Genomic DNA, 25,765 nt, shown 5'->3' on the forward strand with positions numbered 1-25,765 from the left:
TTATTTTTTAAGGTGATTTAATATGCCATTAACAGACCGAGAACTACTTGCAAGATTAATAAGATGTGAGGCCGAAGGTGAAGGGGACAACGGTATGAGAGGGGTTGCCTCTGTTGTTATGAACCGAGTAACTGTTCCGTATGGCGAGTTTTTCAGACTAGTTCATGGTGATATCAGAGCTGCAATATTCCAGCCAAGACAATTTACTTGTGTAATGGAAGTCGTAAATGGTCAATATAACCCACAAAACATATTTAATATGACTCCCTTACAAATACATTTTGACATAGCCGATTGGGCTATGACAGGCAACACTCTTGGTGCTATAGCAAACTCATTATGGTATTTCAATCCGTTTAAACCTTCATGTGTTTCCTTTTTTCCTCCCGGTGAAAACGGAACATATTTGACCAGGGTAAATCAGCACTGTTATTATATCCCCACTCAAAAGTATGCAAGTACCTAAATTAATGTATCTTAAAGAAAGGAAGTAGATTATGAAAAGCTCACATACTCCATACTACAACATACCGGATTGTTATTTTGACGACCGTCAAAATAACAATATGATAAATCCGGAAAGTTTTCCTACCGGAATACCTACAGGCGGCCCTTTCGGCTCTACAGCCTTCCCCATGGGCTCTTCAACGGTTGGTCAGACTATACCGTTTATGAATCCACAAAATCAGTCAATGTCACAGCCCCAGAATATGAATCAGTCGTTGAATCCTCTGGCGCCGATAACTCCCACAACCGAGCCCCAGCCGATGACAACTCAAAGTACTGAGTTTATGAACGGATTTCTAAGAACACAGATAGGTAAAACTGTAAGGGTAGAATTTCTTATCGGAACCGGAACTCTTGTAGATAAATTCGGAAGACTTCTGGCCGTCGGTGCCAACTATCTTGTTTTGAGGCAGGCCGAAACTGATGACATTGTAGTTTGTGATTTCTTTACGATTAAATTTGTTACATTCTACCTTTAATTTTAACAAAAACGCTCTACTTCATTGATTAGATTAAAAACAGGTGCAAATTGTAAATTGATAATTGGTACTCAATTTACAATTTGTGCCTTTTATTTTACATGCATCTATAATGCCCCTTATTGGGATGATATGAATATACAATGCTTTTTGGAGGGTAAAGTGAAAGATCAAAAACTGTGGAGATACTACGACTTGATAAAATTTCTGACATTGATTAACGGTGAATTATATTTTGCCCGCGCTGATACTTTCAATGACAAATATGAAGGTGCAATCCCAAAGCAGACTTTCCAAAGTATGATAGAAAATTTCAGAGATTACGGCACTGCCAAGAATAAAACCGATATAATACTTGAATTCCAAAAAATTTTACAATGAAAAAAGAAAAAAGGACTGCAATAAGCTGCTGGCACATCAACGACACCGAATCTGCGGCAATGTGGGAATTATACTCAAAAGCAGGCTTTGGAATTGCGGTCAATACAACGACAGAAAGGCTTGCAAATTCATTGGTTATTCCCGAGGGTTACAATATGATAATGTCTCAAGTAAACTATATTGACTTTGATAAGGAAAACGATACAGACTACATTTACAACGAGCTTCTTCCTTTTAAAAATAAAAGAAAAGAATTTATTTACGAAAATGAATTCAGAATTATTCTTTATAAGGAAAGAAAAGAATCAACCTCTGTCTCCTCTTGCCCTAACGAAACCATCCTTGCCGACAAAGTCAGTCAAAGATTTCATTTTGGACTGGAAAATCTCCCCTCCGAAGGGGTTAAAGTTAAAGTTGATCCCTCTAAAATCATTCTAGAGATACTGGCTTCACCTCATATGAAAAATTATGAGGTAAAAGAAATCAGGAGACTTCTTGACATTATAAATCACAATAATAATACGAACTTTACAATACGACATTCTGACATTTATGACAATTTGAATTATTCAAAGTAAAAAAGCATCTACATATGTAGATGCTTTTTTGGCGTGCCCATGGGGATTCGAACCCAAGACCTACGGCTTAGAAGGCCGTTGCTCTATCCAGCTGAGCTATGGGCACATAATGGAGCGGGTGATGGGAATCGAACCCACGCAATCAGCTTGGAAGGCTGATGTTCTACCATTGAACTACACCCGCAAAACCTTGTTTTTCCAGCGTTTAGGACGTGTCCCCCAGCTGACTTTTACTATTATACAAGGTACATTATCTTTTGTCAACATTTTATTATTAATTTTTTGAATGTTTTTTATGTTCACTTTTCGCTAAATATAAAAGAATTCAGCGTCAACTTTTTCAGGTGTTATATCCAAAATTGCATAGGACTCCGATAAATTACTTCTGGATTCACTTATACTTCCCGGATTTAAAACCATGCGGTCACAGACTTGGTCAATCAGCGCTACATGCGTATGACCATAAAGCGCAATATGTGCATTTTCTACTTCTGCCTTCGCAATTATACGGTCAAGATCCCACTTTACCGAATATTTGTGACCATGAGTCAAAAATATTCTCCTGCCCTCGATTTCCAAAGTCTTTTCCGCCTCAACCGTTCCAACTCCAAAATCACTGTTTCCGTAAACATACTCAAACTTTTTGTCCGGATATAGCTGTTCAAGATCCGCTACATCCCTGCAATAGTCACCCAGATGAATTATCATTTCAACATCCGGATTTTTTTCTATTGCCCGCATTGCATTAGTAAGATACCCGTGAGTATCACTCATAACAAGTACTTTCATTACCAACATTCCCCCATACAGCAAAACCTGCTACAACGATTATTATAAATATTTCTGTAATTTTTCCTGCATTAATGCCAGCGCCTTAGCGCGATGGCTTATTTTATTTTTCAATTCCGCATCTATTTCAGCCATAGTCTTATTAAATTGCTGTACAAAGAAAAGGGGGTCGTAACCAAAGCCATTACTGCCTTTACATTCGAAATCTATAAATCCCTCACAGGTTCCCCTAACTACAAAGTGCCTGCCATCTGGAAATACTACCGCTATTGCACATACAAACCTTGCGGTTCTCTTTTCAAAAGGTACGTCCTTTAACAATTCCAATAACTTTTTATTTTTATCGGCATCACTTGCTTCAGGCCCAGCGAATCTGGCCGAGTAAATTCCCGGAGCTCCGTCAAGAAAATCAACTTCCAATCCTGAATCATCCGCCATCACCATGCTTTTTGACACTTTACTTATTTCAAGGGCCTTTTTCAGAGAGTTTTCTTCAAAAGTTGCGCCATCCTCAACTACATCAATATCAATATCTGCTTCATTCATTGATATAACATCAAGTGGCAGTCCTGATAATACCTGCTTGATTTCAACTATTTTTCCCTTATTTTTTGTAGCAACAATTAATCTTTCCATAAGACCTCATTCTGAACCTTTATCAGCTCATGTATTCCGGATTCAGCCAAATTAAAAAGTTTATCCAGCTGATTCTTACTAAAGCTTGACTTTTCACCGGTAGCCTGTATTTCAATGAATTCACCTTTATCCGTCATTATGACGTTCATGTCAACCTCTGCATTACTGTCCTCGATATAACAGAGGTCTAAAAGTTCCTCACCATTAACAATTCCTACACTTGTTGCAGCCACAGTTCCTATTATTGGCGTTTTTGAAATTAAGCCGTTTTTAACCAGTGTCCTGCACGCATCTACCAATGCCACATATCCTCCTGTAATAGAAGCTGTTCTGGTTCCTCCGTCAGCCTGAATTACATCACAGTCAATGGTTATGGTTCTCTCACCCAAGAGTTTCAGGTCAACTATAGTTCTCAGTGACCTTCCTATAAGTCGCTGGATTTCAGAACTTCTTCCATTAAGCTTTAATTTTGAAATATCTCTTTGATTCCTTACAGCTGTAGCTCTGGGAAGCATAGAATATTCAGCAGTTATCCAACCTTCTCCTGAATCCTTTTTGAAAGGAGGAATCCTCTCCTCAACAGAAGCCGTGCATATTACTTTTGTATCCCCAACTTCTATGAGAACTGACCCTTCCGCATGTTTAATGTAATTTCTCAGAATCCTTACCGGCCTCAATTGTGTATTGCTTCTTCCGTCATGCCTCAACATATTCCCTCCATATCTTAAAACAAAATAATAATAACCCAAATATCCTAAAAAATCATCCGTATATTTAGATAAATAATTAACATTAATGTTATATGTTTTGTATACTTTACATAAATTTAGTTATCTATTACCTTGTTAAAAGTCACAGGAACACTTTTGGCTGAAGCCACTTCAGTCCCTTCAGGCAGAGGCTTTTCCTTACCGTTTATAAGCAGCTTTATTTTTTGTATTCCTTTCATCTGGCTGATTGTATAATATATTTGGTTTAGAAGACTATCCTCTTTTTCTGAACCGCCGTAATTTGTAATCTGGCTTGAAAAGTCCAGAACAGCAGTACTCCCCTGTTGGTCGAAAGATATGAGCTTTGTACCTTCCGGAATGGATGTAAAGTATGTTGTATCATTGGGCTTTTTACCCAATTCATTAAAGATTAGTTCTGGTATGCCGTTAGGGTCTGTCTGAGGTATCTGTACAGATACAGGGACAAGATAATTGTGATTATTGCTGTCATCTGAAATGTAGTATAAGTCACATTTTACACAACCAGCCTTAATTTGAGTATCACTGGAATTAATTAATGTGTTGCTTCTATTTCGGAGAATTGATAAGTCGGTTCCATTTTCAAGAGTTGTTATTTCCCTTCCTTCAACCCTTATTCTTACGTCTGATACTGTAGAGAAACCAGTCAGTGTATAGACAACCGAAGCTACTGCCTCTTGCTCTTCCTGCTTACCGGATAAATTTAAAAACTCCTTGGAAAAGTCAATTACAGCAACCTTGTTTTTAATATTTATGCCTTTTATCTTTGTGCCTCTGGGCAGTACGGGATAAAGTCCGTAGTAGTCCAGCTGTTCTTTTGTTACAGCTTCATCTACTAACCCGAGGACTGATGCTTTTGCAAGACCTTCCTGTTTTTTTACTGTCCTGGTAACAGGTACAAGTAATCCTTTTTTGTTTTTGTAGTATAAAGTTATAAGAAGATTGGTTTTATCGGAAGCAGGAACCATACCTTTACCTGCCCCGTTATCTATAACAAGACCGTTTATCTGGCTGCCGGAATAATTTCCGCTTACCATGGAACTTGTTGTTGTAGGAGCTGCTGCCGTATCAGAAGGCATAGCCAGTCCCTTTGAACTGCTCGCTGTGGCGGAAGCCGCTGCTTTTGAATTCTGAGCCGTATTTGTTGCAGAGGAATTAAGTGTTTGATTTGCCGCCTGAATACTGGGCTCCTGTTCTTCTTTGTGACCAATAAAAGAGCATCCTGTCGATAAAAGCATAATTACCAACACAATACTAATAATTCTTTTCATATATAGTCCTCCTTAGAGTAATTTGAAACATATGGTAATTATAGACTATATATACAAAAATTATTATTTCCCGTAAGTGTTGGTAATCTTATAGTTTATTTTTCCTTATTTTGTTCTACTTTATTTTCTTGTTCTTTATTTTCTTGTTCTTTATTTTCTTGTTCTTTATTTTCTTGTTCTTTATTCTCTTCTTTTTTATTTTCTTGCTCTTTATTTATTTGGTCCAGCCCCTTAACTATGGCATCACATAATGCCTCAGCAGTCTTTTGCTGAAAATCCTGATTGTTAAGCCTTTGCAAGTCACCCGGATTGGTCAGGAAGCCGATTTCTGCCAGACTTGAAGGCATATGTGTATATTTTAGAACAACTAAACCGGGTCTTGAGACAGTTTTTCTATTATATGTATCTAACCTGCTCATAAGTGAATTCTGGATTAATTGAGCAAATTTTTGGCCTGTAAAAGATTTATCTCCGGCCTTTTCCGGGTAATACAAGGTTTCTGTCCCTTTTGCGGTACTTTTATCGAATGAATTATTATGTATACTCAAAAACAGTGTTGCATTTAAAGCATTTGCTATATAAGGTCTGTCGTAGAGACCTACGAATGTATCATCTTGTCTGAGCATAAAGGTATTAACATTTTTAGCCTTCAATAATTTTTCAAGTTTTAAAGCAATTGCCAGATTTACATCCTTCTCGCGGGTAGTACCTCCTGAAGCACCCGGGTCAACACCGCCATGCCCCGCATCAATAACAACCAGTCTTTCCCCTTCTTTGGCAGGTGTGAGAAGATTTACTTCCGTTTGTTTTAAATCTTCATTATATGAAGTATAAAATGTAAACTCCTTTTTTACATTAAAATCAAAATTGGTATCTAATGTTTCCTTATCCTGTGAAATGGCTATGGAATCAACATAATCGTCATCGATTTTATATGTATTTTCTGCAAGTTTTAATTTTGCTGCTGCAGGTATCGTAATAGTGTATTTTCCGCTTTCCTTATCATAATTTTCGGTAAAATACTTTTTAATAGTTGAGCCGGTACTTGTTAACGCAATTCCTTTAAAAGCAAAGTATACCCTGTCTTGATTACTTACATATGTAAGGTAGGAATTTAACACTTGCTTTACAGGTACTTTTTCGGGTTCGTCAGCCGGCTTATCCTTTATCGGTTCACTTGGCTTTTCAGGTTTAACGTTCTGATTTTCATTTTTAGGAGGAGCGGCTTTTACCGTTTTTATATTTATAGATTTGCCCTTACTGTCTACCGCCGCTGAAAGACTTTTTATATTTTTTATAAAGTCAACAGGAATTATAAGCCTGTCATTAATTTTTTTCGCTTGAGTTGAAAGCTTATAGATTTTTCCGTCTATCTTAGAATTTACGTCATTATTTTTGAATTGGAGCTTTAATCCATTATATGAAACATCCATAAGCTGTGTTTTACTGTTCCATACAACCTTGCCACCCAGCTTTTCAAACACTGCTCTAACCGGCAGCATGGTTGTTTTATTAAAAACAATTCCGGGAAAGTCGGTTTTTAATTCCTTACCATCTATTGTAATTTTATAAATGGTGCCGGAATATTTTTCATTCTTTCCGTCATAATTCATAGTCAGCGACTGTGCTGCAAACACAGAAAACTGAGGTATTAATACCAAAAAACATCCCAAAATACATGCCAGCATTTTTTTTAAATTCGTTTTTTTCTTCATTTGTCTTCTGTCACCTCATAGTTTACCATTATTTTGTTTACTACTATTATATCTTTGTTTTGACAATAAAGGGTAAAAAATAAGACATTTTAAAACAAATGTAACCTTAATGTAAAAATTATGGCAGAATAATGGGTTAAATTACCCTGGGATTATTAAATAGGAAGGGATAGAATACATCCGCAGTATTTTTGACGATACAGTTCCATCTCCCTTGCCATCTGTTGTCCCTGTCTGAACCCGGGTCTGAAATCCCTGTATAAAAATGTAGTTCCGTATTGAGTTGCATATTTCTCCCCAAGTTCTTTTATTAAATCATGTTTCTGGTACGGACTCACAAGCAGTGTTGTTGAAAATGCATCACAGCCCTTCTGGACAGCGATTTTTGCCGAATTTTCCAGTCTTACACTGTAGCAGTGAAGACACCGGGCATCACCCATATCCTTCATGCCTTCCCATTCAGTCTGTCTGAAGTCATCATCATATAATACTGTAATGTTTTTAATTTTGCTGAACTTTTCAACATTTTCCCTGCGTCTTGTATGTTCTTCAATAGGATGTATATTGGGGTTGTAAAAATACCCCTGTATATCAATACCCTCCTTCATGAGTTCCTGTACAGGATACGTGGAACATGGCCCACAGCACATGTGCAATAGTACTTTCATTATGTTATCACTCTTTCTATATTATATACTCCAGCCTTGCTTAACCGTCATACTCCAATCCGAAATGTGCGTAAGCATTTTTTGTTGCCATTCTTCCCCTTGGAGTTTTATTTATAAATCCTAATTGTATAAGATATGGTTCGTAGACATCCTCAATAGTACCCGATTCTTCTCCTATTGAGGCTGCCAGTGTATCCAGTCCTACCGGCCCGCCACCGAACTTGTTAATTATGCTCAGCAGCATGTTTCTGTCAACACCGTCCAACCCTATCTCATCAACCTCAAGAGCATCAAGGGCATGTTTTGCCAGTTTGAGATCTATAACACCGCTTCCCTTTACCTGCGCAAAATCACGTACTCTTTTTAACAGTCTGTTTGCAATTCTGGGGGTTCCTCTTGATCTTCTGGCAATCTCATAAGCGCCCTCTTGGTCAAGTCCGATATTAAGAATCCCTGCTGAACGTATAACAATTTCCTTTAGTTCTTCGGAAGTATACATTTCCAATTTATTTATTACACCAAACCTGTCCCTTAGAGGTGCAGTCAAAAGACCCGCTCTTGTAGTTGCACCTATTAAGGTAAACTTGGGAAGATCCAGCCTTATTGACCTGGCGCTTGGCCCCTTGCCAATTATAATATCCAGAGCATAGTCCTCCATGGCAGGATAAAGGATTTCTTCCACGCTTCTGTTGAGCCTGTGTATTTCATCTATAAACAATACATCGTGAGTACCAAGGTTTGTAAGTATAGCAGCCAGGTCACCTGCTTTTTCTATTGCCGGCCCGGATGTAATTCTGAGGTTTACGCCCATCTCCGATGAAATTATGCTTGCAAGAGTTGTCTTGCCAAGTCCCGGAGGGCCATAAAGCAAAACATGATCCAGCGCCTCTTTCCTTCTTTTTGCTGCCTCTATAAATACTGTCAGGTTATCCTTGGCCTTGGACTGACCTATGTACTCGTCAAACCTTTTGGGCCTTAAACTCACCTCATCAAAATCATCAGAACGGGTACCGGCCTCAACAAGCCTCTCATCAGTTAAATCCGTCATATTAGCCTCCATGAGCCGTTAGCTACGGCTGCCAAAAATAATTGAAACTTCTTCTCTTATCCTCTCCTCGTTCCTTAAATAAGGAAGGCTATCTGGAAAGGGATTTGAGTGACTTCTTTATTAAATCTTCTACACTCATTCCTTCTTCATAAATACCGCTTATAATGCTTGATGCTTCTACAGAGCCGTAGCCCAGAACCATCAAAGCACTAACAGCCTCCGACAGGACAGAATCGCCGGGAGCCCAGCTGTTTTCTGGGCCAGCAGCCGGAATAGAAGCTGTAAGCTGTTCCTTTGATATTTTGTCCTTTAGCTCAAGGATAATTCGCTGAGCCATTTTCATTCCTATACCTGGGGCTTTTGTCAGTGACTTTGTATCTTGCGAGACAACAGCCAATGCAAACCTTGATGGCGACAGGGTTGAAATCAGGGATATTGCAGCCTTTGGCCCAACCCCTGAAACCGCCAGAAGCATCTCAAACATAGCCAGCTCTTCCACTGTACCGAAGCCGTATAGGGCTGCAATATCTTCCCTGACATAATAATGAGTATAAATCTTTACTGGTGTACCGGGCTGTCCCAGATTATTTATTGTAGAAAGTGCAGTAAATATTCTGTATCCAATTCCTCCCGCTTCTACTATAATACTGTCGTTGTTTTTTACTTCCACCGTTCCTTTTATGTATGCAAACATTTTTTATTCTCCAAATAATAATAAATTCTAAAACCTGCCGTTTCCCAACAATGACCCCATTCTATGAGAATTTCCGTGGCATATAGCCACAGCCAGAGCATCCGCTACATCGTCAGGCTTTGGAATTGCCGGAAGATTCAATATAGCCTTTACCATCTGCTGTATCTGTGCCTTTTCCGCCCTGCCGTAGCCAACAACCGATTGCTTAACCTGCAGAGGCGTATATTCAAATATATCTATTCCGGATTTGGCAGCGGCAAGTACAGCTACCCCTCTGCCATGTCCAACCGTAAGTGCAGTCTTGATATTTTTATTGAAAAACAATTCTTCTATGGATATTGCATCAGGCTTGTACTTATCTATCAATTTTTCAAGTTCATTGTACAGTACCAGGAGCCTGTCTGAAAATTTCATGGATGCTCCTGTAGTAATTGCACTGTAATCCAAAACCGAAAATTTGTTCCCTTCATATTTTACAACACCATAGCCTGTAATTGCAAATCCAGGGTCAATCCCCATTATTATCACTGTAAGTATCCTCCGCAAAACTAATATTGTTAAATTAAATTTTTGTATAATTATAGATGAGTATTGCATATTTATACAATTTGTTGTATAATAAACCCAAGCTACAGGTCAGCGAAGAAAGCAGTTCCTTGGGACATTTCTTTTTGCTGACTAATTCAAATCATATATATTTTAGCATACTTTTAATATATTGTTTAAGAGAAATAAATCTGCATTAATATTCGTTTTTATTGCTGGAGAATCAGCGGAAAGGGTGGTTGAAATGAGTAAGGAAAAAGTTTTATTAGCATATTCAGGTGGACTTGACACCTCAATAATTATTCCATGGCTTAAAGAGAACTACGGTTATGAAGTTATTGCCATGGCCGGAGATGTAGGACAGGGCGAAGAGCTTGAACCTTTAAATGAGAAAGCAATCAAAACCGGTGCATCAAAACTTTACATAGAGGATTTACAGGAAGAATTCATAACCGATTTTATATATCCTACCTTGAAAGCAGGTGCAATTTACGAAGGCAAGTATCTTCTGGGAACATCTTTTGCAAGACCTATTATAGCAAAGAGAATGGTTGAAATAGCTATTAAGGAAGGCTGTACGGCTATCTGCCACGGAGCTACCGGTAAGGGTAATGACCAGGTAAGATTCGAGCTTACAGTAAAGGCTTTGGCTCCACACCTTAAGATAATTGCACCTTGGAGAATTTGGGATATTAAGTCAAGAGAAGATGCTATAGATTATGCTGAAGCAAGAAATATTCCTATACCCGTAACCAAAAAAGATAACTACAGCATGGACAGGAACCTTTGGCATCTGAGTCATGAAGGCTCTGATTTGGAGGATCCCTGGAATGAACCTCAGTATGATAAACTATTAAAACTGATGGTTTCTCCTGAAAAGGCTCCGGACGTACCTACATATGTTGAAATTTATTTTGAAAAAGGTATTCCTAAAAAGGTCAACGGCGTTGAATACAGCCCGATTGAAATGATGGATGTTCTCAACAAGCTTGCAGGCGAAAATGGTGTAGGTATTGTTGACATGGTTGAGAACAGACTTGTGGGTATGAAGTCAAGAGGTGTATATGAAACTCCTGCGGGAACAGTTTTATATGCCGCTCACAGAGAGCTTGAACTACTTTGCCTTGATAGAGATACACTCCATTACAAGGATATAATTGCACAAAGATTTGCAGAACTTGTGTATTTCGGACAGTGGTACACCCCTCTTCGTGAATCCTTGTCAGCTTTTGTTGATAAGACTCAGGAAACTGTTACAGGAACTGTAAGACTGAAGCTTTACAAAGGTAACTGCATGCCTGCGGGTGCCAAGTCTGAATACTCCCTGTATAATGAAGCAATTGCTACCTTCAGCAAAGACGAGGTTTACAATCAGAAGGATGCAGAAGGATTTATCAACCTCTTTGGTCTTCCAATGAAGGTTAGGGCTCAAATGCTACAAAACAAGGATATCAAATAGAATTAAGAGAATTTTGTAATAAAAGAATATTTACATAGAATAAGGCATACCGGTAGACCATAGGTTTTCAAAAGACCTGTTGATTATGCAGGTATGCCCTTGTTTAATATATTAGATTTTTATCCTACTTTAATTGAGGTGTATAATTATGAAACTTTGGGGCGGTAGATTTGCAAAAGGAACAGACAAATTAGTGGATGACTTCAATTCTTCCATACGCTTTGACAGCAGAATGTACAGGCACGATATTCTGGGCAGCATCGCCCACGCAAATATGCTTGGAAAATGCGGTATTATTTCTGCTGAGGAAAGCAGTATGATTCAAAATACTCTTAAAGATATTTTAAATGATATAGAAGACGGAAAAATTGATTTTGAGATAGATGCTGAAGATATTCATATGAATGTTGAAAAAATTCTAATATCAAGGATTGGTGATACCGGAAAGAAGCTCCACACAGGAAGAAGCAGAAATGATCAGGTTGCTTTGGACATCCGAATGTATCTGAGAGATGAAATAACTGCAATAAAAGAAATGGTTGCCGTTTTTTTAGGTACTCTTTTAAAAATGTCGGAATCAAATCTTGACACTATTATGCCTGGTTACACGCACCTGCAAAGAGCTCAGCCAATTACGCTGGCTCATCATATGATGGCTTATTTTGAAATGTTCAAGAGAGATTATCAAAGACTTTGTGACTGCTATTCCAGAATGAATATCCTCCCTCTTGGCTCGGGTGCTCTTGCAGGAACTACTTATCCTCTGGACAGGTACATGGTTGCACAGGAATTGGGGTTTGACGATGTAACTCAAAACAGTCTTGACGGTGTAAGTGACAGAGACTTTGCAATTGAACTTGCTTCCTGCTTATCAATACTTATGATGCACCTAAGCAGATTAAGCGAAGAGATTATTCTCTGGTCCTCACATGAATTCGCTTTTGTTGAACTTGATGACGCCTACAGCACAGGGTCAAGCATTATGCCTCAGAAGAAAAATCCTGATGTTGCAGAGCTTGCACGAGGCAAGACAGGCAGGGTATACGGAAGCCTTATGACTTTGCTCACTGTGATGAAATCCCTGCCTCTGGCATACAACAAGGATATGCAGGAGGACAAGGAAGCAATATTTGATGCTGTAGATACTGTTAAAATGTGTCTGCCTGTTTTTTCAAACATGATTGATACTATGAAAGTCCGTAAGGCAAATATGTACAAAGCTGCTCAAGGTGGTTTTACAAATGCTACAGATATTGCAGATTATCTGGTAAAAAAAGGCATACCTTTTAGAAGTGCCCATGAAATAATCGGAAAAATGGTTCTTTATTGTATTGAAAACAACAAGGCTATTGATGATATGACAATGGAAGAGTTCAAGAGTTTTTCAGATAAAATTCAGGAGGATGTATACACTGAAATAAGTCTGGAAAAATGTGTTTCAGGCAGAAAATTGATTGGAGGCCCTGCACGTGAAACTGAAGAAAAGGCCATCGAAAATGCAAAATCCTTTATAAGTTCTTTGATTTAGCCGAAATTTTCTGTAAGATATTTGTATGGGTGAGTTACATAAAAAGTTACAATCCCATACAAATATCTTTTTTAATTTTCTTTTAAGAAATATGCTATGCAGGCCTTCTGCTGCCATTAAGTAAGATATTAAGTGATATCCTTTCCGAATTTATGTTTAAATTCATACATGATACACGTATTCCTTTTTTAGATAACTCCGTTTCTATATCACTTTTAATTTTGTCTATTACTTCTACTTCCTTGCGGGCAATTAATTTGCGTTTTTTTCTAAACATTTTCCCCTCCGATTTGTCTTTAGTACTATTTCGTTTAGTTAACCTTTACCTTCTTTTCCAACGCCTTACCCAAACTAAACCATGAATCCCTTAGCTTAAACCGCATCTGCTCGTCCAAGGTTCTTTCAATTATGTCATTCAACTCCTTTCTTGCCTTAATATATTCCTTTATATCAAAATCTTCCTTCGCAAGTATTTCTTCTATTTGTAAAAGCCATTCCTTTATATACTCACTCCCCAAATATTCAGAAGTAATTTTCTTCTTTATATGAAGCACTACTTGTTTTACAGCTTTTCTTTTTACGTCTATATCTGTTTGTATCTTCCTTACCTGTTTTTGACCCATTAAATATTCACTCCTTCTCTATTTGATACACCAGCAGATATTATCCATATATTTACATTTATTATACTATATTTGGTATTTTATTGTAAATCTCGCCATAGTTGTTTTAGATACAAATCCTAACGAAATCGGAGGTATTTGCCCTGTTAATCGCTTATATAACGAGGGAAATAAAGCAACAAGTATTTATTAAAAGTATGGTTTGGTAAGTCAAATTTTATACCGCTTTCCATGTAAAAAGCTGCCGGACAGATGTCCGACAGCTCATAAAATAAAAGATATTTAATTTTCTTTAGTAGGTAATCAGCTGCTTGCCGTTCAATTTTGCCGTATCTACATTTTGCTTTTTTGAATCAGGTACTACCACTGTATCCTTATTACCATCGCTAACATACTGTGAACTTCCTTTTCCCATTGCATCCAGCCACCATGCAAGGTCACATTCCACCTTTTCCTGTCCTGTAGACCTTACCCTTGGTACAGCAAACGGATTGAACTTTGGAGATACGGGTGACGGCGATGGATTTGCACCTACAAGTACTATCGAGGTATGTTTGTACTCTGTACCTTGGTAGTTACCCTGAATAACATAGTCCTTCAAGCCCTTTGACGCATTCCCAAATGGCAATGAAAACGCCTTGAACTTGTATCCGGGTATGTACTCTTCCATTAATTTCTGATTTCCACCGACTTCCTCAAGCATTTTAGCCGCAGTTTTAACATCCGGCAAAGATACATGTGTCTTTGTATGATTTCCTATTTCAAAACCCTTATCAATCAAATATTTTAGTCTATCCTGAACAGTCCCTGCGCCGTTAAAAGTTTCTACGCCTAGATTTACATAAAATGTACCTTTAAGTCCGAAGTCAGGATGTTTGCTGTTAAACTCCTCCATAATCCCAACGGCTGATTTTGGATTTGCTTTTAGCTGTCCGTCCTGCTCAACAAGATTAAATTGACCCGCTGTTCCGTCATCAAAAGTGAAAACCATGGGTATGCACCCGGCCGGAACGTCAATATTATTGTTTAACATGTCTTCAAGGTTTACAAGCCTGTAGTTTTTTTGGTATAGTTCATCCAACAAGCTTTCAAATTCTGCAAAAGTTGTTGTATATTCGTTTTTTCCCTTTGGGTATGTTTCAACAAAGTTATGAAACATAACAACCATTATTTGTCCTGCTTCGTTGGGCTTAACCTTATTATAATCAATTACTGCCGGTTGGGCTTTTTGGGAGTTATCAGCTTCCTTTGCAGAGTCACCTTTAGCTTGTGTATCTACGGCTGTCTTTGAAGGAGTAGATGTAACTGCTGAAGTGCTGTTTGTTGATTTTGCATTTTTATTTCCCGAGTAATATTCATTTACCCCGCATCCTGCGGCAACTGATGAGATAATTGCCAATGCTAATATTGTTGCAATGTACTTTTTCATTTGTTTTCTCCCGTTATTATACAGTGGTTGTTTAACTTTCATAATCTACCGCAACAGACGATTCCTTAACAAGCTTTATATGCTCGAGAACTTTTAGGTGCGCAGGATGAACCTGATAAGCCTCCATATCAGCCATTGAATCAAACTTTGTGTAAAGTCCTATATCATATGACCTTTCTGAATGAACAATATCTACCCCAACTTCTATAAATTTTAAACAAGGTATTTGTCCCTTTAATCCAAGCAATAGGTCTTTTGTTTTTTGAATGGTTTCTTCACTCTTGTCATTTAATTTGAATAAAACAATGTGTGTAAGCATTTTTTCGTGATACCTCCATGTATTTATTTTATGTATTTTCCTTAATTTTAACTTTGATAAAGGATATAGTCAAACAAAAATAACAAAGTATTTGTTACATTATTTGGTAATTTGTGTTTTAGTGATTTATTATGGTAAATTATTAAAATTTTACTTGTATTTTGTTTTTAATCGTTGTATAATTATACATGGACATGAGTATTAATTCATGTTATTTTTAATGCTTATTTCTATATTTTTGATAAATCCCTATTATTTAAGGGACTGGCAATTTTGCCAGTCCCTCTTTTTTTGTATTTTTATTTATTTAGCAGCTAGAAAATTGTATATGGTCATAAGTCCATCCAATCTTGTCATTTTGTTTTTTGGCATAAAGTTTCCGTTGCTGCCGTTCATTGCTTTAAAACCTGTAGCAAGACACACATATCCCAAAAGATTTTGGTTTATTTTATTAGCATCCTTGAAACTGCTTTTGTAAATACCCTTTATTTCGGCAACCTCACTTAGTCCCTTGAATTTTATAAAGTACTTGGCTGCCTCCTCCCTGGTAATAACAGAAAGGGGAGCTTTTTCAGCCTTAGTAATAATACCCTGGGCGATAAGTTGACTGTACATATTTTCAATAATTTTATCATTATCAGTTGCCTTATCCATGTAATAAAAATCATTCAACTTGGAAAGCAGAACAAAATAATCCTTTTGAAGCAATACATCTGCCGGTTTCAGTTCATCCTGAATATATCTTATACCCATCTGTGTTAATATTCTTACCTTATCTTCAGCTTTTATTCCATTTATATCCGTATAGTCTGCAACTTTATCATCTTTGTATATCCTTCCGGAACTATCCAGAACGTCGCCGTTAACTGCACTGATATTGCATGGCTTTGAGTTATCTGTGAAATATCCCAGAACGGCATTTTTAGTATTTATTATACCAAGCTTATAATCTTCAATTGCTGTATCTGCTTCATCGGAATCATCTGGTATGTACTGTATTCCATACCCTATCTTATTAAACAGTACCTTGTTTGCTTCTTCAACTGTAATTACATTTTTAGGATCTGCAAACTTCAGTTCCTTTGACCAATAAGTATAAAAGCTGTCAATATTTCCTGACAAATTATCATATGATATAGAGATATAGTTATCAGGACACTCAACTCCGTTTTCCATTCTTATATACTTAAATCTATATGAGTTTTCAGGCTTTGAATCATATGTTATATACGAATCGTCATATTTAACTTTTGTATAAATATCTGGCATAAGTGCTTTTAATGTTTCGTCGCATATTGATTTTGCCTGTTCCACAGACTTTTGAGGAACTGCACCTGTCGGCGACATATAATTAGCCCAGAATTCTATCAATGCTCCTGTCTTTGCATCTACGGTAATCTGCAGTTCCCTTGTCAGCTTCTTACTTTCATCCAGTACCTTAGTGTAAGCCAATGTCCATGCAAGTGAATTGCTGTTTCTCCAATCCTTGCCCAGATAAGCATTTGTTAATTTAAATGAACTGTCAAGATTGAAGTTACTTATTGAACGCAATTTCTTGTCGGCAGTGTCCTTTGTTATTAGGTTGGATATGTCATTCACCGCCTCCAGTTCGTCAGGCGTCAGTGCAATATTTGAAACTGTTCCAGCCGCATCCATTATAGCTAATTTTTCATACTGAGAAGATGCACCATTTTCATACAATCTGTAATTTGTTGCAGTTTCAACCTCTCCGGTAACAGCATCTATGTACTTATTTGTTGCCTTTGGAACATATGAAAGATATGTTTCAGGCTTATCATTTTCAAATTTAACATTGTAAACCAGTTTAAGTCCAAGTTTTTCAGCAAAGGACTTTTGTGCCTGGTTTAGGCTTATTATCTTTGAAGCATCTTCAAACTTGGCGTTTTTTGAGTAATTACATGTATAACTTATTACTTTTCCGGTATAAGAATTAACTGATAGGTTAATGTAATTGCTTCTAAACTTGATACCGTTTACTTGTCTGATATAGTTAATATTATATCCTCCGTTATACCCATAAGCATTTGTTTCATTAAGTTTGAACTCGTCCATAAGTTTAGGATTCAGACTGTTCACAAACTGTTCAGCTATCTTATATGCCTGTTCCTTTGAGTACTTGGGTATCTTTTTATCAACATTTGGCATGTAATCATATGTATTGTAGGATGAAATAAAGTTGTCTTCATCTACTTGCACATTTACATTCTTTTGTGAATCCTCGTCACTCCAAGCAAGACTCCATACAATTTGGTCATTTCTGTTGTAAATATTGTAACTGAATTTAGTACATTCCTTTGGAATGTCAATCTTTGATTTAACGAACTTAATAGCGTTTTGCAGCTCTTTGTCAACCTGGGCTGAACCGTCGGCTGCCATTGCAGGAATCATAAAAACAGCTAAGACAGCAACCACCAACAACATTGAAATAAATCTTTTCAATACAATCACCTCTTGTTTTTTATTTGGTTTTAATGCATGTAAATCCTACCAAAAATTTAGACGCAATAAGAATTATGAAGTTCCATATTTCATATAACTATTTTATTTTTATATGGATAATTTTACAACCAACAGCTTTGTAACCTTTTTATAAAAAAATAAGGGAGCAGCCTGTGACTCAGGCTGTTCCCCATTTTATCATGCAATTATTTTATTTTTGGTATTTTCAACTCATCGCCTATATTAATACTGTCAGCATTCTTCATATTGTTGTATTTCAGTATTTCAGTATACTTTGAAGGTGTCCCATAGTATTTGGTACTAATGGAGCTAAGGGTATCACCTTGTTGAACCACATGTACCGTATATTCCGCAGTTTCCTCCTTTGAACCCGAAGGTTCAGAAGGCTTTGTAGGTTCCGGTTTGCTTGAATTATCATTCCCCGAATCCTTGACATCATCAACGTTAGTATCGCTGTTGTTACTGTCACTGGCTTTGGATGGTACTGATTGGGAATCTGAAGCTGTTGCAGTACTCTCTGTATCTGTAGATACGGAAGGTGTATCAGTGGAACTTGATGCTGTCTGGGTTGCCTCTGTGGGATTCCCTTGCTTTCCGTCAGAAGCAAACAGTCCCTTGTTGCTAACTATGAGATACCCCATAAATAAAACTCCCGATATTATAAGTACACATATAAATCCCAATATGTAGTTAACAACATTATGGCCTTTTTCCGGCTCGTCCGGTAATTCGTCATCGTCCTCATCTTCGTCCATATCGAACTGTGCAATTCTTCTTTGCATGGGAATATATGATATAGTTCTTACCTCTTCAACTTTTATAACCATAAGAGATAAACTTTCGTCCATATCATTCTTGGATGCTTCCTGAAAAAGAACACTTGCCATTTTTTGAGGATCCAAGCCGGAATCAATAACTGCTTCAATTCTGCTTTTGTTTAAACTGTTTAAAACTCCGTCACTACATAGAAGAATAACATCGCCTTCTTCTATGGTTATGCTGGAGGAAAGCTTTATTTTTGTTTTTGATTCCTGTTCTGCTATTTTTAGTATTTTGTCCGTATCGTTATACAGCTCTGCAGTGTTTGGGGTTATCCCAAGCGCCTTAAGCTTTTCGTTTTTCCTGCTTTCGCCATTTGAAAAAATATCTTTTTGAAGTCCATGCCGAAACAGGAAAGCACCATTATTACCAAGGTTCATTATCACAGCCCTGTTGTTTTCAATAATCAGTGAAGAAAAACCTGTTAATATCGGATTGTTCTGACTGGATATAACTGATTTACTGTATATTAAATTACTTGAAAGCTGAACTGCCTCATATATTTTTTCGGTAATAGCTTCAAGAGAAAAATGCTGCTTTTTAGAAGTTTCGTGATATCTTTTTATTTCTCTTACAGCAGATATGCTATCCGTTCCACCGTCATCAATTCCAAGAGAATCCGAAACAGCAAAAATAAAGTTACTTGAGGATTTTTCAAAAGAACACTGAATACTTTGTGTATTATGGCAATTTGAGAAGCTGCCGTTGAAATAGAAATCGTCTTTGTTTGAGCTGCTGCCCATACAACTTATTACTGTAGCACTTAGCCTTATGTTTCCATCCACAGTATTTCACCCCGTAACGTAATTTTAAATTCTTTAGTAAATATATATAACTAATTGGTAGGAATTTGTAAGTAAATAATATCACACAATGCTTGCTTTTACAATAAAATTAGTTGCTAGAGGCGCATAAAAAGGCACTCAAAAGATTTCTTTGAGTGCCTGAAAAAGCCATGCAACAAAAACTAGTTCTTTGAAGAAAATGAACTGATAATAGATTTAACTACAGAACTTGCAATATTAATAATACTTAGTATGTTTTCAGCATTAAATGAAAATGAATCTATAGTATCAGAAACCGAATCTTCAACTGTTGTTACTACGGAAGTAGCCTTATCCAAAGTACCTTTTGCACTTTTTGCAAGTTCATCTATATTTGCCACAGCGCTAGGTAAAACTTCCAGTGTCTTTCCCACTGAGTCAGCATTGTCATCTAAAATTTTGTTAACCTTATCGGTAATCTTTAAGCAATTTCTTAAAACTATTATTAAAAGTACTCCTATAATAACAGCTATACAAAATATTATGAACCATGCCACAACACTCAGGTCTAAAGTAATAGACATATGTAAACACCCTTTCGTGTATAAAAGCTTTTATTCAGCCTTTTCTTCCTCTGTACATACACATTCTTCAACGGCTTCGTTTTCGGTGCAACAGCAGCAGTCCTTTTCCTTTTTTATGATATCTTCAATCTTTTCTTTCGCCGTATTCAAGCCATCCTTAACATTTTCCAGTGTATCCTTTGTTACTTTAGCTATGTCGTCCCTTGTTTCCTTTCCAGATTTGGGAGCTAAAAGTACTCCGGCAGCCACACCAACGGCTGTTCCTATTCCGGCTCCGATTGCAACATTTTTAGCAGCCTGTTTTTTAGTTGACTTCTTTTTATTCTTTTTGAGTAAATCCTTTAAATCCATTGTTAAACGCCTCCTTCATTAAAGTATGTAATTTAAATTATAAATAATGGATAATAAAATACCTATTATTAACATTATACGACTTTACATTTAAAATTGATAGATAGGTTTATGATAATTTAAATTTATATCACCCTGCCTGCTGTGTTTTTAAAACCGATTCAATGGCACCAGCCAGCTGGTCTGGACAGGAAGTACCTCGTCCCTGGCAGTCAATACCTTTTAACTTTGTAATTACCTCATGTGCCGGCATACCCTCAACGAGGGAACTGATACCCTGAAGATTTCCCGAACATCCGTTGCTGAACCGAACATTTTTTAATTTTCCGTCTTCAATCTCAAAACTTATCTGACTTGAGCATGTACCTCTTGTTTTGAATTGCATTTCTACCCTCCGTTCATCTTGCTGTCAAATATTTTAATACAAGAATAATCCAACCCTCCTCAATGTGTCAATCAGCATTTTATGCTTACTTTATTCCCTGTTTGTTGTAGGTTGAAACAATTTCTGATAGACTTTAAGTATCTGGAAAAATTATACCACTAGTATTTACAGGAGGTAACAGGGTGAATAATATAAATATTTTGTTTGCTTCTTCAGAAGTATTCCCTTTTGCAAAAACCGGAGGCCTTGGCGATGTTGCCGGTTCCCTTCCAAAAGCTCTGTCAAAGCTGGGCAGTGATATTCGTGTAGTTATGCCTAAATACAAGGTAATCCCTGAGCAGTATAAATCACAAATGGAATATCTGGGCTTCATTTATGTAGATGTATCCTGGAGACATCAGTATTGTGGTATTTTTAGATTAAAATATGACGGAATAACATATTATTTTCTTGATAATGAATATTACTTTAACAGGCCTGAACTCTATGGCGATTTTGATCAGGCCGAACAGTTTACATTTTTCAGCAAAGCACTTTTAGAATTACTTCCTTTTATAGGTTTCAAGACTGATATAATACATTGCAATGACTGGCAGACCGGAGTTGTAAGTCTTCTATTGAAGGCTGTGTACAAAAGTAACCCCTTTTACAAAAACATTAAAACCATATTTACCATACACAATCTCAAATATCAGGGTATCTTCCCCAAAGAAGTACTTACAAACCTGCTTGAATTGGATTGGAGATACTTCACCCCCGAAGGACTGGAATTTAACGGAAGTGTAAACTTTTTGAAAGCCGGTCTTGTTTATTCGGACTCAATAAGTACTGTGAGTCCGACATATTCAAATGAAATAAAAAATGATTTTTACGGTGAAGGGTTAAACGGTGTATTAATAAGCCGGTCAAAAGATTTGTACGGAATATTAAACGGTATAGACTATGAAAAAAACAATCCTGATAATGATACCAGACTATATTCTACGTACTCAGCTGACAAGATATCACAAAAGTATGTAAACAAACGGAGACTACAACAGGATTTAGGCCTTCCTGTAAAGTCAGAAGTACCTGTAATCAGTATTATTTCAAGGCTCACCTCTCAAAAAGGGTTTGACCTTATTGAACGTGTACTTGAAGAAATCCTGCAAATGGATATTCAGCTTATCCTACTTGGTAAAGGCGATGAACATTACAAATATGTTTTTGAAAATGCAGCATATTGGCACAAAGACAAGGTTTCAGCAAACATAACCTTTAGTGATACTCTGGCTCAACGAATTTATGCGGCTTCAGATATGTTTCTTATGCCTTCCTTGTTTGAACCCTGCGGTCTTGGTCAGATTTTCAGTTTCCGGTATGGAGCTGTTCCAATAGTCCGTGAAACAGGTGGCCTTAATGATACTGTTCTCTCATACAACGAGACTACCGGAGAAGGGAACGGTTTCACTTTTACAAATTACAATGCACACGATATGCTCAATACAATCAGGCGTGCAGTAGATTTTTATTACAATAAAAAAGATATTTGGAGCCTTCTAGTTCAACGAGGTATGCGTTCAGATTTCAGCTGGGAAAAGTCAGCACACGAATACATGAATATGTACCGTAAAACGTTGCAGAAACAGCAGTGACTCTAAAATTCTATTCCCTTTCGGGCTGAAACGCCTTCTTGATACGGATGTTTTACGGCTTTTATTTCAGATACGTAGTCAGCAGCTTCTATCAGACGTTTTCCGGCATTTCTCCCGGTTAATACAAGTTCTGTTTCTTTGGGTTTATCTTTTATCATAGCAATAACATCATCCTCACTGATAAACCCATTATTCAGGACTCCTATCATCTCATCCAGAACCACCAGATCATAATTATTTTGTAAAATAAGATTTTTTACATTATGAAAAATTTCGGAAGCCTCCTTACGTGCTTCTTTTTTTTCTTCCTCAGTCATATTCCAGACAAACTTTTTACAGCTGAAACCTCTTATTACAGTAAACTCCGGTTCCAATTTCTTTAGAGAATGAAGCTCGCAGGTATCTCTGCTTTTTAGGAACTGAACCATTAGAACCTTCATATTATCGCCACAAGCCCTTACTCCAAGTCCAATTGCCGCTGTAGTCTTACCTTTTCCATCGCCTGTATAAATGTGTACTAAACCTTTTTTACTCATAAAAATCCTCCATTTATATTACAGAAAGTTATCATGAAATATCTCATTTATATTTTTATTTAAAACCGGATGCAATACAGAAGGTGCAATTTCATTTAAAGGCTCCAGCACAAATCTCCGTTCATGCATCCTTGGGTGAGGAATTACCAAATCCTTGTCATTGATAATATCGCTTCCGTAGAGCAGTATATCAAGATCAATGGTTCTTGGACCCCAGTGTATTATTCTCTCTCTTTTGAGTTCCTTTTCTATCCCTGAACACACTTTCAGAAGCTCTCCGGCTGACAAGGATGTCCTTATTTCAACCACTGCATTCAAAAAATCCGGCTGCTGTTCATATCCTACCGGGGCAGTATTATAATAAGAGGATTCAGCCGTAACTTGAACTTTTTCAGCCAGTTTCAGAAGTTCAACCGCCCGATTTAACTGGTATTCCCTATCACCTATATTTGAACCTAAACCTATATATGCAGTGACTACACTATCACACATTGAATTCTCCTCTGGTACGCTCAAGTTCGACTCCTGCGTACTTTAGATGATATCCCATGGGAGCCCAAGGTTTCTTCAGCAGTATTTTTACTGACACCGCCTTCTGAAAGTTAATAAAAATACCCTCAAGAATTTTATATGCAACCGTTTCAATTAAATCGTACTTATCCGACCTTACAACCTCTCCAACAACTCTGCATACCTCTGCGTAATTTAAAGTAGAGCTTAAATCATGGTTTTTGGCAGCAGTGCTTAAGTCGGCAGATATTTCCAACGAAACAAGAAACATCTGTCCCAGTTTTTTCTCTTCTTCTGCTACCCCGTGGTATGCGTACACTTCCAAGTCCTCAATAATTATTTTATCCATCTATCTCACCATACTATCCGTCATTTTTGCTACCCTTACATTTTGTAAAACATCGTGAACCCTTACAATATCAACACCTTTTGCAATACCTGTTGACGTTGTCGCCAACGTACCTTCAAGCCTGTCATATACTTCAAGGCCCAGAACCTTACCAATTAAGGATTTTCTTGAAGCACCTAAAAGCACGGGATAGCCAAGCATTTTAAAATCCTCCAGCTTACGCATTACCTCTAAGTTTTGCTCCCATGTCTTCGCAAAACCTATACCGGGGTCTATGATTATTTTGTCATCTCCTATGCCTGCTTTTTTTGCTATTAGTATACTTTCCTCAAGCTCACTCAATATTTGCCCTATAAGGTTTTCCCCATAATCTGTTCCGGCAGTTCTGTTGTGCATTATACATACAGGTACGCCATACTCTGCTATTATAGGGGCCATGAGGGAATCATGTTTAAGTCCCCAGATGTCATTTATCATATCTGCACCTGCCTTTATGGCAAGTTCTGCTGTGTCTGCCCTGTATGTATCCACAGAAACAGGCAGGCTAATCTCTTTTGACAAAGCTTCGATGACAGGTATTATCCTCTGCTGTTCAATTTCAGGGGATACAGGTACTGCTCCCGGTTTCGTGGTTTCTCCTCCAACGTCAATTATATCTGCACCTTCTTCAATCATACGTAATGCCTGATTAAGTGCCATTTCCGGGTTTGTGTAACTGCCTCCGTCGGAAAATGAATCCGGAGTTACATTAAGAATACCCATTATATAAGTTTTTTTACCCCATTCCCATGTGCTGTTACGAATTCTTAAACAACCAGCTTTCATATTTGTGTTTTCCTTCATCTTTTAATAATTGAGTACTGGTGTGCTGCCGTTGATAAACCAGTTACATTCCTCAATCATAGTACAACTGACACACTGGCGACAGGACTTATCCCCTGCGTATAAAACCTTACTTAGAGAGGTACTGTGTCCTTCCTTTTTGCGATGTTTTGCAATTGCATCCAAAATCATTTCGGTGTCGCCTTTATTTAAATTTAAATCAACAAGAATCTCACTGGCTAAAACTGACCCCTCAGCGGCATGGTCGACCTTTTGGCTGTATTGCTTCCATTTAGCGATATCATGGAGGAGTGCAGTTATATAAATTATTTCTTTATCAAGGTCGTATTTGTTTTCAAGTGCAATAATATAGGCAACCCTTGCCACATCCAATGAATGTTGAATATCATGGCGGCAAAATTCTCGGTCTTTTTCTGCCTGAGAGTTCAACTCCATATACTTTTTAAATTGCGGATGGTTTAATATTCTTTGTACTCTTTCCATACTGTCCCCTGTATTATTACTTATATAATATCATCAATCTTTTTGTAAGATTTGTATCTGTGTTGAATTTTCCCCGAAATGTAGTAGTTGTAGTCCGGGATCCTGTATTTTTAATGCCTCTGGCAGTCATACAAGCGTGCTGTCCTTCAATAATTACCGCAACGTCCTCTGAATCAGTAATCTTTTGCGTAATTTCAGCTATGTCAGAGCCTATTCTTTCCTGCAGCTGAAGTCGTTTTCCAACCATGTCGGCTATTCTGGCTATTTTGCTAAGGCCCAGTATTTTGCCGTTTGGTACATAAGCAACTGCAACTTTCATATTGTACATAAGTGCCATATGATGCTCGCAATAACTGAAAATATCTATATCTTTAACCAATACCATTTCTTTGTTGTCTTTAGGTATCACCAAATCATCTTCAAAGGTCTTGTTATACATTTCAGCAATCTCGTCATTTGTATAGCTGATTCCTTCAAAAATCTCCTCGTACATACGAGCAACACGTGAGGGTGTCTCTTTAAGTCCCTCCCTGTCGGGGTCCTCTCCTATAGCAATCAGCAAACCTCTGATATGCTCTTCAACTTTTTTCCTATCTATAGACATGTA

31 protein-coding genes and 2 tRNA genes are annotated in these 25,765 nt (G+C 37.3%); 7 read left to right on the forward strand and 26 right to left on the reverse strand.

Going from position 1 to position 25,765, the window contains the following annotated elements; translation table 11 throughout:
• The first annotated feature begins 22 nt into the window (after positions 1 to 22).
• The 4 genes from L323_RS37540 (at position 23) to L323_RS37550 (ending at position 1,945) form a co-directional block, all read left to right on the forward strand.
• The gene (locus tag L323_RS37540) at positions 23 to 466 is read left to right on the forward strand and encodes a cell wall hydrolase (RefSeq protein ID WP_020816827.1); all 444 of its coding nucleotides are present in this window, start codon (positions 23 to 25) and stop codon (positions 464 to 466) included.
• Between the two features lie 31 nt (positions 467 to 497).
• Positions 498 to 986 carry a hypothetical protein gene (locus L323_RS37545; RefSeq protein WP_020816828.1) on the forward strand — a complete coding sequence of 163 codons (489 nt, stop codon included), beginning with the start codon at positions 498 to 500 and terminating at the stop codon, positions 984 to 986.
• 162 nt (positions 987 to 1,148) lie between these two features.
• Positions 1,149 to 1,367, forward strand: coding sequence for a hypothetical protein (locus L323_RS41805; RefSeq protein ID WP_242835327.1), 219 nt, complete (start codon positions 1,149 to 1,151; stop codon positions 1,365 to 1,367).
• Positions 1,364 to 1,945 carry a DUF2971 domain-containing protein gene (locus L323_RS37550; RefSeq protein WP_242835328.1) on the forward strand — a complete coding sequence of 194 codons (582 nt, stop codon included), beginning with the start codon at positions 1,364 to 1,366 and terminating at the stop codon, positions 1,943 to 1,945. Before L323_RS41805 ends, L323_RS37550 begins: the two co-directional genes overlap by 4 nt.
• A 29-nt stretch (positions 1,946 to 1,974) precedes the next feature.
• On the opposite strand, the gene L323_RS37555 is transcribed toward L323_RS37550, so the two are convergent.
• From L323_RS37555 to ruvC, 11 genes are all read right to left on the reverse strand, one after another.
• Positions 1,975 to 2,051: transfer RNA gene (locus L323_RS37555), tRNA-Arg, on the reverse strand.
• Between the two features lie 4 nt (positions 2,052 to 2,055).
• Positions 2,056 to 2,129, reverse strand: a tRNA-Gly gene (locus L323_RS37560).
• 125 nt (positions 2,130 to 2,254) lie between these two features.
• Complete coding sequence (locus L323_RS37565; RefSeq protein ID WP_020816829.1) at positions 2,255 to 2,734, reverse strand: metallophosphoesterase; 480 nt, start codon at positions 2,732 to 2,734, stop codon at positions 2,255 to 2,257.
• A gap of 42 nt (positions 2,735 to 2,776) precedes the next feature.
• Positions 2,777 to 3,370, reverse strand: coding sequence for an XTP/dITP diphosphatase (locus tag L323_RS37570; protein WP_020816830.1), 594 nt, complete (start codon positions 3,368 to 3,370; stop codon positions 2,777 to 2,779).
• Positions 3,358 to 4,080 carry a ribonuclease PH gene (gene rph, locus L323_RS37575; RefSeq protein WP_020816831.1) on the reverse strand — a complete coding sequence of 241 codons (723 nt, stop codon included), beginning with the start codon at positions 4,078 to 4,080 and terminating at the stop codon, positions 3,358 to 3,360. Before rph ends, L323_RS37570 begins: the two co-directional genes overlap by 13 nt.
• Before the next feature lie 116 nt (positions 4,081 to 4,196).
• Positions 4,197 to 5,390 carry a GerMN domain-containing protein gene (locus L323_RS37580; RefSeq protein ID WP_020816832.1) on the reverse strand — a complete coding sequence of 398 codons (1,194 nt, stop codon included), beginning with the start codon at positions 5,388 to 5,390 and terminating at the stop codon, positions 4,197 to 4,199.
• Between the two features lie 95 nt (positions 5,391 to 5,485).
• Entirely contained in the window at positions 5,486 to 7,105 is a 1,620-nt protein-coding gene (locus L323_RS37585) for an N-acetylmuramoyl-L-alanine amidase (protein WP_020816833.1), read from the reverse strand.
• A 155-nt stretch (positions 7,106 to 7,260) separates the two neighbouring features.
• Positions 7,261 to 7,773, reverse strand: coding sequence for an epoxyqueuosine reductase QueH (locus L323_RS37590; protein ID WP_020816834.1), 513 nt, complete (start codon positions 7,771 to 7,773; stop codon positions 7,261 to 7,263).
• A gap of 40 nt (positions 7,774 to 7,813) precedes the next feature.
• On the reverse strand, positions 7,814 to 8,821 hold the full coding sequence (gene ruvB / locus L323_RS37595) for a Holliday junction branch migration DNA helicase RuvB (RefSeq protein ID WP_020816835.1): 1,008 nt from the start codon (positions 8,819 to 8,821) through the stop codon (positions 7,814 to 7,816).
• An 88-nt stretch (positions 8,822 to 8,909) separates the two neighbouring features.
• The gene (gene ruvA, locus L323_RS37600; RefSeq protein WP_020816836.1) at positions 8,910 to 9,515 is read right to left on the reverse strand and encodes a Holliday junction branch migration protein RuvA; all 606 of its coding nucleotides are present in this window, start codon (positions 9,513 to 9,515) and stop codon (positions 8,910 to 8,912) included.
• A 27-nt stretch (positions 9,516 to 9,542) separates the two neighbouring features.
• Positions 9,543 to 10,043 (reverse strand): crossover junction endodeoxyribonuclease RuvC, encoded by a 501-nt coding sequence (ruvC, locus tag L323_RS37605; RefSeq protein ID WP_020816837.1) that lies wholly within the window; start codon positions 10,041 to 10,043, stop codon positions 9,543 to 9,545.
• Positions 10,044 to 10,305: 262 nt separating this feature from the next.
• Between ruvC and L323_RS37610 the strand changes: the two genes are divergently transcribed.
• The gene (locus tag L323_RS37610) at positions 10,306 to 11,520 is read left to right on the forward strand and encodes an argininosuccinate synthase (protein ID WP_020816838.1); all 1,215 of its coding nucleotides are present in this window, start codon (positions 10,306 to 10,308) and stop codon (positions 11,518 to 11,520) included.
• 148 nt (positions 11,521 to 11,668) lie between these two features.
• The gene (gene argH / locus L323_RS37615) at positions 11,669 to 13,048 is read left to right on the forward strand and encodes an argininosuccinate lyase (RefSeq protein WP_020816839.1); all 1,380 of its coding nucleotides are present in this window, start codon (positions 11,669 to 11,671) and stop codon (positions 13,046 to 13,048) included.
• Between the two features lie 94 nt (positions 13,049 to 13,142).
• Here argH and L323_RS37620 read toward each other — a convergent pair whose 3' ends face one another.
• From L323_RS37620 to L323_RS37660, 9 genes are all read right to left on the reverse strand, one after another.
• Positions 13,143 to 13,325: a hypothetical protein gene (locus L323_RS37620; RefSeq protein ID WP_020816840.1), complete on the reverse strand. Its 183-nt coding sequence runs from the start codon at positions 13,323 to 13,325 to the stop codon at positions 13,143 to 13,145.
• A 34-nt stretch (positions 13,326 to 13,359) separates the two neighbouring features.
• A complete protein-coding gene (locus tag L323_RS37625) occupies positions 13,360 to 13,671 on the reverse strand; it encodes a hypothetical protein (protein WP_020816841.1) in 312 nt (103 codons plus the stop codon).
• A 292-nt stretch (positions 13,672 to 13,963) separates the two neighbouring features.
• Complete coding sequence (locus L323_RS37630) at positions 13,964 to 15,100, reverse strand: polysaccharide deacetylase family protein (RefSeq protein WP_020816842.1); 1,137 nt, start codon at positions 15,098 to 15,100, stop codon at positions 13,964 to 13,966.
• Positions 15,101 to 15,131: 31 nt separating this feature from the next.
• Positions 15,132 to 15,419 (reverse strand): Dabb family protein, encoded by a 288-nt coding sequence (locus L323_RS37635; RefSeq protein WP_014312659.1) that lies wholly within the window; start codon positions 15,417 to 15,419, stop codon positions 15,132 to 15,134.
• 303 nt (positions 15,420 to 15,722) lie between these two features.
• On the reverse strand, positions 15,723 to 17,879 hold the full coding sequence (locus tag L323_RS37640; protein ID WP_020816843.1) for a YcdB/YcdC domain-containing protein: 2,157 nt from the start codon (positions 17,877 to 17,879) through the stop codon (positions 15,723 to 15,725).
• A 206-nt stretch (positions 17,880 to 18,085) separates the two neighbouring features.
• Positions 18,086 to 19,504 carry a LysM peptidoglycan-binding domain-containing protein gene (locus tag L323_RS37645; RefSeq protein ID WP_020816844.1) on the reverse strand — a complete coding sequence of 473 codons (1,419 nt, stop codon included), beginning with the start codon at positions 19,502 to 19,504 and terminating at the stop codon, positions 18,086 to 18,088.
• Positions 19,505 to 19,686: 182 nt separating this feature from the next.
• Entirely contained in the window at positions 19,687 to 20,067 is a 381-nt protein-coding gene (locus L323_RS37650) for a hypothetical protein (RefSeq protein WP_020816845.1), read from the reverse strand.
• A 30-nt stretch (positions 20,068 to 20,097) separates the two neighbouring features.
• Positions 20,098 to 20,418 (reverse strand): YtxH domain-containing protein, encoded by a 321-nt coding sequence (locus L323_RS37655; protein ID WP_014312655.1) that lies wholly within the window; start codon positions 20,416 to 20,418, stop codon positions 20,098 to 20,100.
• 130 nt (positions 20,419 to 20,548) lie between these two features.
• A complete protein-coding gene (locus L323_RS37660; RefSeq protein WP_020816846.1) occupies positions 20,549 to 20,803 on the reverse strand; it encodes a TIGR03905 family TSCPD domain-containing protein in 255 nt (84 codons plus the stop codon).
• A gap of 182 nt (positions 20,804 to 20,985) precedes the next feature.
• Between L323_RS37660 and glgA the strand changes: the two genes are divergently transcribed.
• Positions 20,986 to 22,437, forward strand: coding sequence for a glycogen synthase GlgA (gene glgA / locus L323_RS37665; protein WP_020816847.1), 1,452 nt, complete (start codon positions 20,986 to 20,988; stop codon positions 22,435 to 22,437).
• Positions 22,438 to 22,439: 2 nt separating this feature from the next.
• Here the strand turns inward: glgA and L323_RS37670 are convergent, their stop codons facing one another.
• Genes L323_RS37670 through folE form a run of 6 tightly spaced genes read right to left on the reverse strand, consistent with a single transcriptional unit; the run spans position 22,440 to position 25,762 of the window.
• Entirely contained in the window at positions 22,440 to 22,973 is a 534-nt protein-coding gene (locus tag L323_RS37670; RefSeq protein ID WP_020816848.1) for a cob(I)yrinic acid a,c-diamide adenosyltransferase, read from the reverse strand.
• Positions 22,974 to 22,991: 18 nt separating this feature from the next.
• Positions 22,992 to 23,465, reverse strand: coding sequence for a 2-amino-4-hydroxy-6-hydroxymethyldihydropteridine diphosphokinase (folK, locus tag L323_RS37675; RefSeq protein ID WP_031342450.1), 474 nt, complete (start codon positions 23,463 to 23,465; stop codon positions 22,992 to 22,994).
• On the reverse strand, positions 23,458 to 23,832 hold the full coding sequence (gene folB / locus L323_RS37680) for a dihydroneopterin aldolase (RefSeq protein ID WP_020816850.1): 375 nt from the start codon (positions 23,830 to 23,832) through the stop codon (positions 23,458 to 23,460). The genes folK and folB overlap by 8 nt, the downstream gene beginning before the upstream one ends.
• Entirely contained in the window at positions 23,833 to 24,657 is an 825-nt protein-coding gene (gene folP, locus L323_RS37685; RefSeq protein ID WP_020816851.1) for a dihydropteroate synthase, read from the reverse strand.
• Positions 24,658 to 24,678: 21 nt separating this feature from the next.
• Positions 24,679 to 25,158 (reverse strand): HD domain-containing protein, encoded by a 480-nt coding sequence (locus L323_RS37690; protein WP_020816852.1) that lies wholly within the window; start codon positions 25,156 to 25,158, stop codon positions 24,679 to 24,681.
• A gap of 16 nt (positions 25,159 to 25,174) precedes the next feature.
• Positions 25,175 to 25,762: a GTP cyclohydrolase I FolE gene (folE, locus tag L323_RS37695; RefSeq protein ID WP_020816853.1), complete on the reverse strand. Its 588-nt coding sequence runs from the start codon at positions 25,760 to 25,762 to the stop codon at positions 25,175 to 25,177.
• Between the last annotated feature and the right edge of the window lie 3 nt (positions 25,763 to 25,765).

Origin of the sequence: Ruminiclostridium papyrosolvens C7 (assembly GCF_000421965.1) — a bacterium.
In the GTDB taxonomy this organism is placed as follows: Bacteria; Bacillota; Clostridia; order Acetivibrionales; family DSM-1351; genus Ruminiclostridium; species Ruminiclostridium papyrosolvens_A.

Bases quoted from the DNA above. Each gene is read 5' to 3' on its own strand.
- L323_RS37540 (WP_020816827.1), top strand. From the start codon at position 23: ATGCCATTAACAGACCGAGAACTACTTGCAAGATTAATAAGATGTGAG.
- L323_RS37545 (WP_020816828.1), top strand. From the start codon at position 498: ATGAAAAGCTCACATACTCCATACTACAACATACCGGATTGTTATTTT.
- L323_RS37550 (WP_242835328.1), top strand. From the start codon at position 1,364: ATGAAAAAAGAAAAAAGGACTGCAATAAGCTGCTGGCACATCAACGAC.
- L323_RS37565 (WP_020816829.1), bottom strand. From the start codon at position 2,734: ATGAAAGTACTTGTTATGAGTGATACTCACGGGTATCTTACTAATGCA.
- L323_RS37570 (WP_020816830.1), bottom strand. From the start codon at position 3,370: ATGGAAAGATTAATTGTTGCTACAAAAAATAAGGGAAAAATAGTTGAA.
- rph (WP_020816831.1), bottom strand. From the start codon at position 4,080: ATGTTGAGGCATGACGGAAGAAGCAATACACAATTGAGGCCGGTAAGG.
- L323_RS37580 (WP_020816832.1), bottom strand. From the start codon at position 5,390: ATGAAAAGAATTATTAGTATTGTGTTGGTAATTATGCTTTTATCGACA.
- L323_RS37585 (WP_020816833.1), bottom strand. From the start codon at position 7,105: ATGAAGAAAAAAACGAATTTAAAAAAAATGCTGGCATGTATTTTGGGA.
- L323_RS37590 (WP_020816834.1), bottom strand. From the start codon at position 7,773: ATGAAAGTACTATTGCACATGTGCTGTGGGCCATGTTCCACGTATCCT.
- ruvB (WP_020816835.1), bottom strand. From the start codon at position 8,821: ATGACGGATTTAACTGATGAGAGGCTTGTTGAGGCCGGTACCCGTTCT.
- ruvA (WP_020816836.1), bottom strand. From the start codon at position 9,515: ATGTTTGCATACATAAAAGGAACGGTGGAAGTAAAAAACAACGACAGT.
- L323_RS37610 (WP_020816838.1), top strand. From the start codon at position 10,306: ATGAGTAAGGAAAAAGTTTTATTAGCATATTCAGGTGGACTTGACACC.
- argH (WP_020816839.1), top strand. From the start codon at position 11,669: ATGAAACTTTGGGGCGGTAGATTTGCAAAAGGAACAGACAAATTAGTG.
- L323_RS37620 (WP_020816840.1), bottom strand. From the start codon at position 13,325: ATGTTTAGAAAAAAACGCAAATTAATTGCCCGCAAGGAAGTAGAAGTA.
- L323_RS37625 (WP_020816841.1), bottom strand. From the start codon at position 13,671: ATGGGTCAAAAACAGGTAAGGAAGATACAAACAGATATAGACGTAAAA.
- L323_RS37630 (WP_020816842.1), bottom strand. From the start codon at position 15,100: ATGAAAAAGTACATTGCAACAATATTAGCATTGGCAATTATCTCATCA.
- L323_RS37635 (WP_014312659.1), bottom strand. From the start codon at position 15,419: ATGCTTACACACATTGTTTTATTCAAATTAAATGACAAGAGTGAAGAA.
- L323_RS37650 (WP_020816845.1), bottom strand. From the start codon at position 20,067: ATGTCTATTACTTTAGACCTGAGTGTTGTGGCATGGTTCATAATATTT.
- L323_RS37655 (WP_014312655.1), bottom strand. From the start codon at position 20,418: ATGGATTTAAAGGATTTACTCAAAAAGAATAAAAAGAAGTCAACTAAA.
- L323_RS37660 (WP_020816846.1), bottom strand. From the start codon at position 20,803: ATGCAATTCAAAACAAGAGGTACATGCTCAAGTCAGATAAGTTTTGAG.
- L323_RS37670 (WP_020816848.1), bottom strand. From the start codon at position 22,973: ATGAGTAAAAAAGGTTTAGTACACATTTATACAGGCGATGGAAAAGGT.
- folK (WP_031342450.1), bottom strand. From the start codon at position 23,465: ATGTGTGATAGTGTAGTCACTGCATATATAGGTTTAGGTTCAAATATA.
- folB (WP_020816850.1), bottom strand. From the start codon at position 23,832: ATGGATAAAATAATTATTGAGGACTTGGAAGTGTACGCATACCACGGG.
- folP (WP_020816851.1), bottom strand. From the start codon at position 24,657: ATGAAAGCTGGTTGTTTAAGAATTCGTAACAGCACATGGGAATGGGGT.
- L323_RS37690 (WP_020816852.1), bottom strand. From the start codon at position 25,158: ATGGAAAGAGTACAAAGAATATTAAACCATCCGCAATTTAAAAAGTAT.
- folE (WP_020816853.1), bottom strand. From the start codon at position 25,762: ATGTCTATAGATAGGAAAAAAGTTGAAGAGCATATCAGAGGTTTGCTG.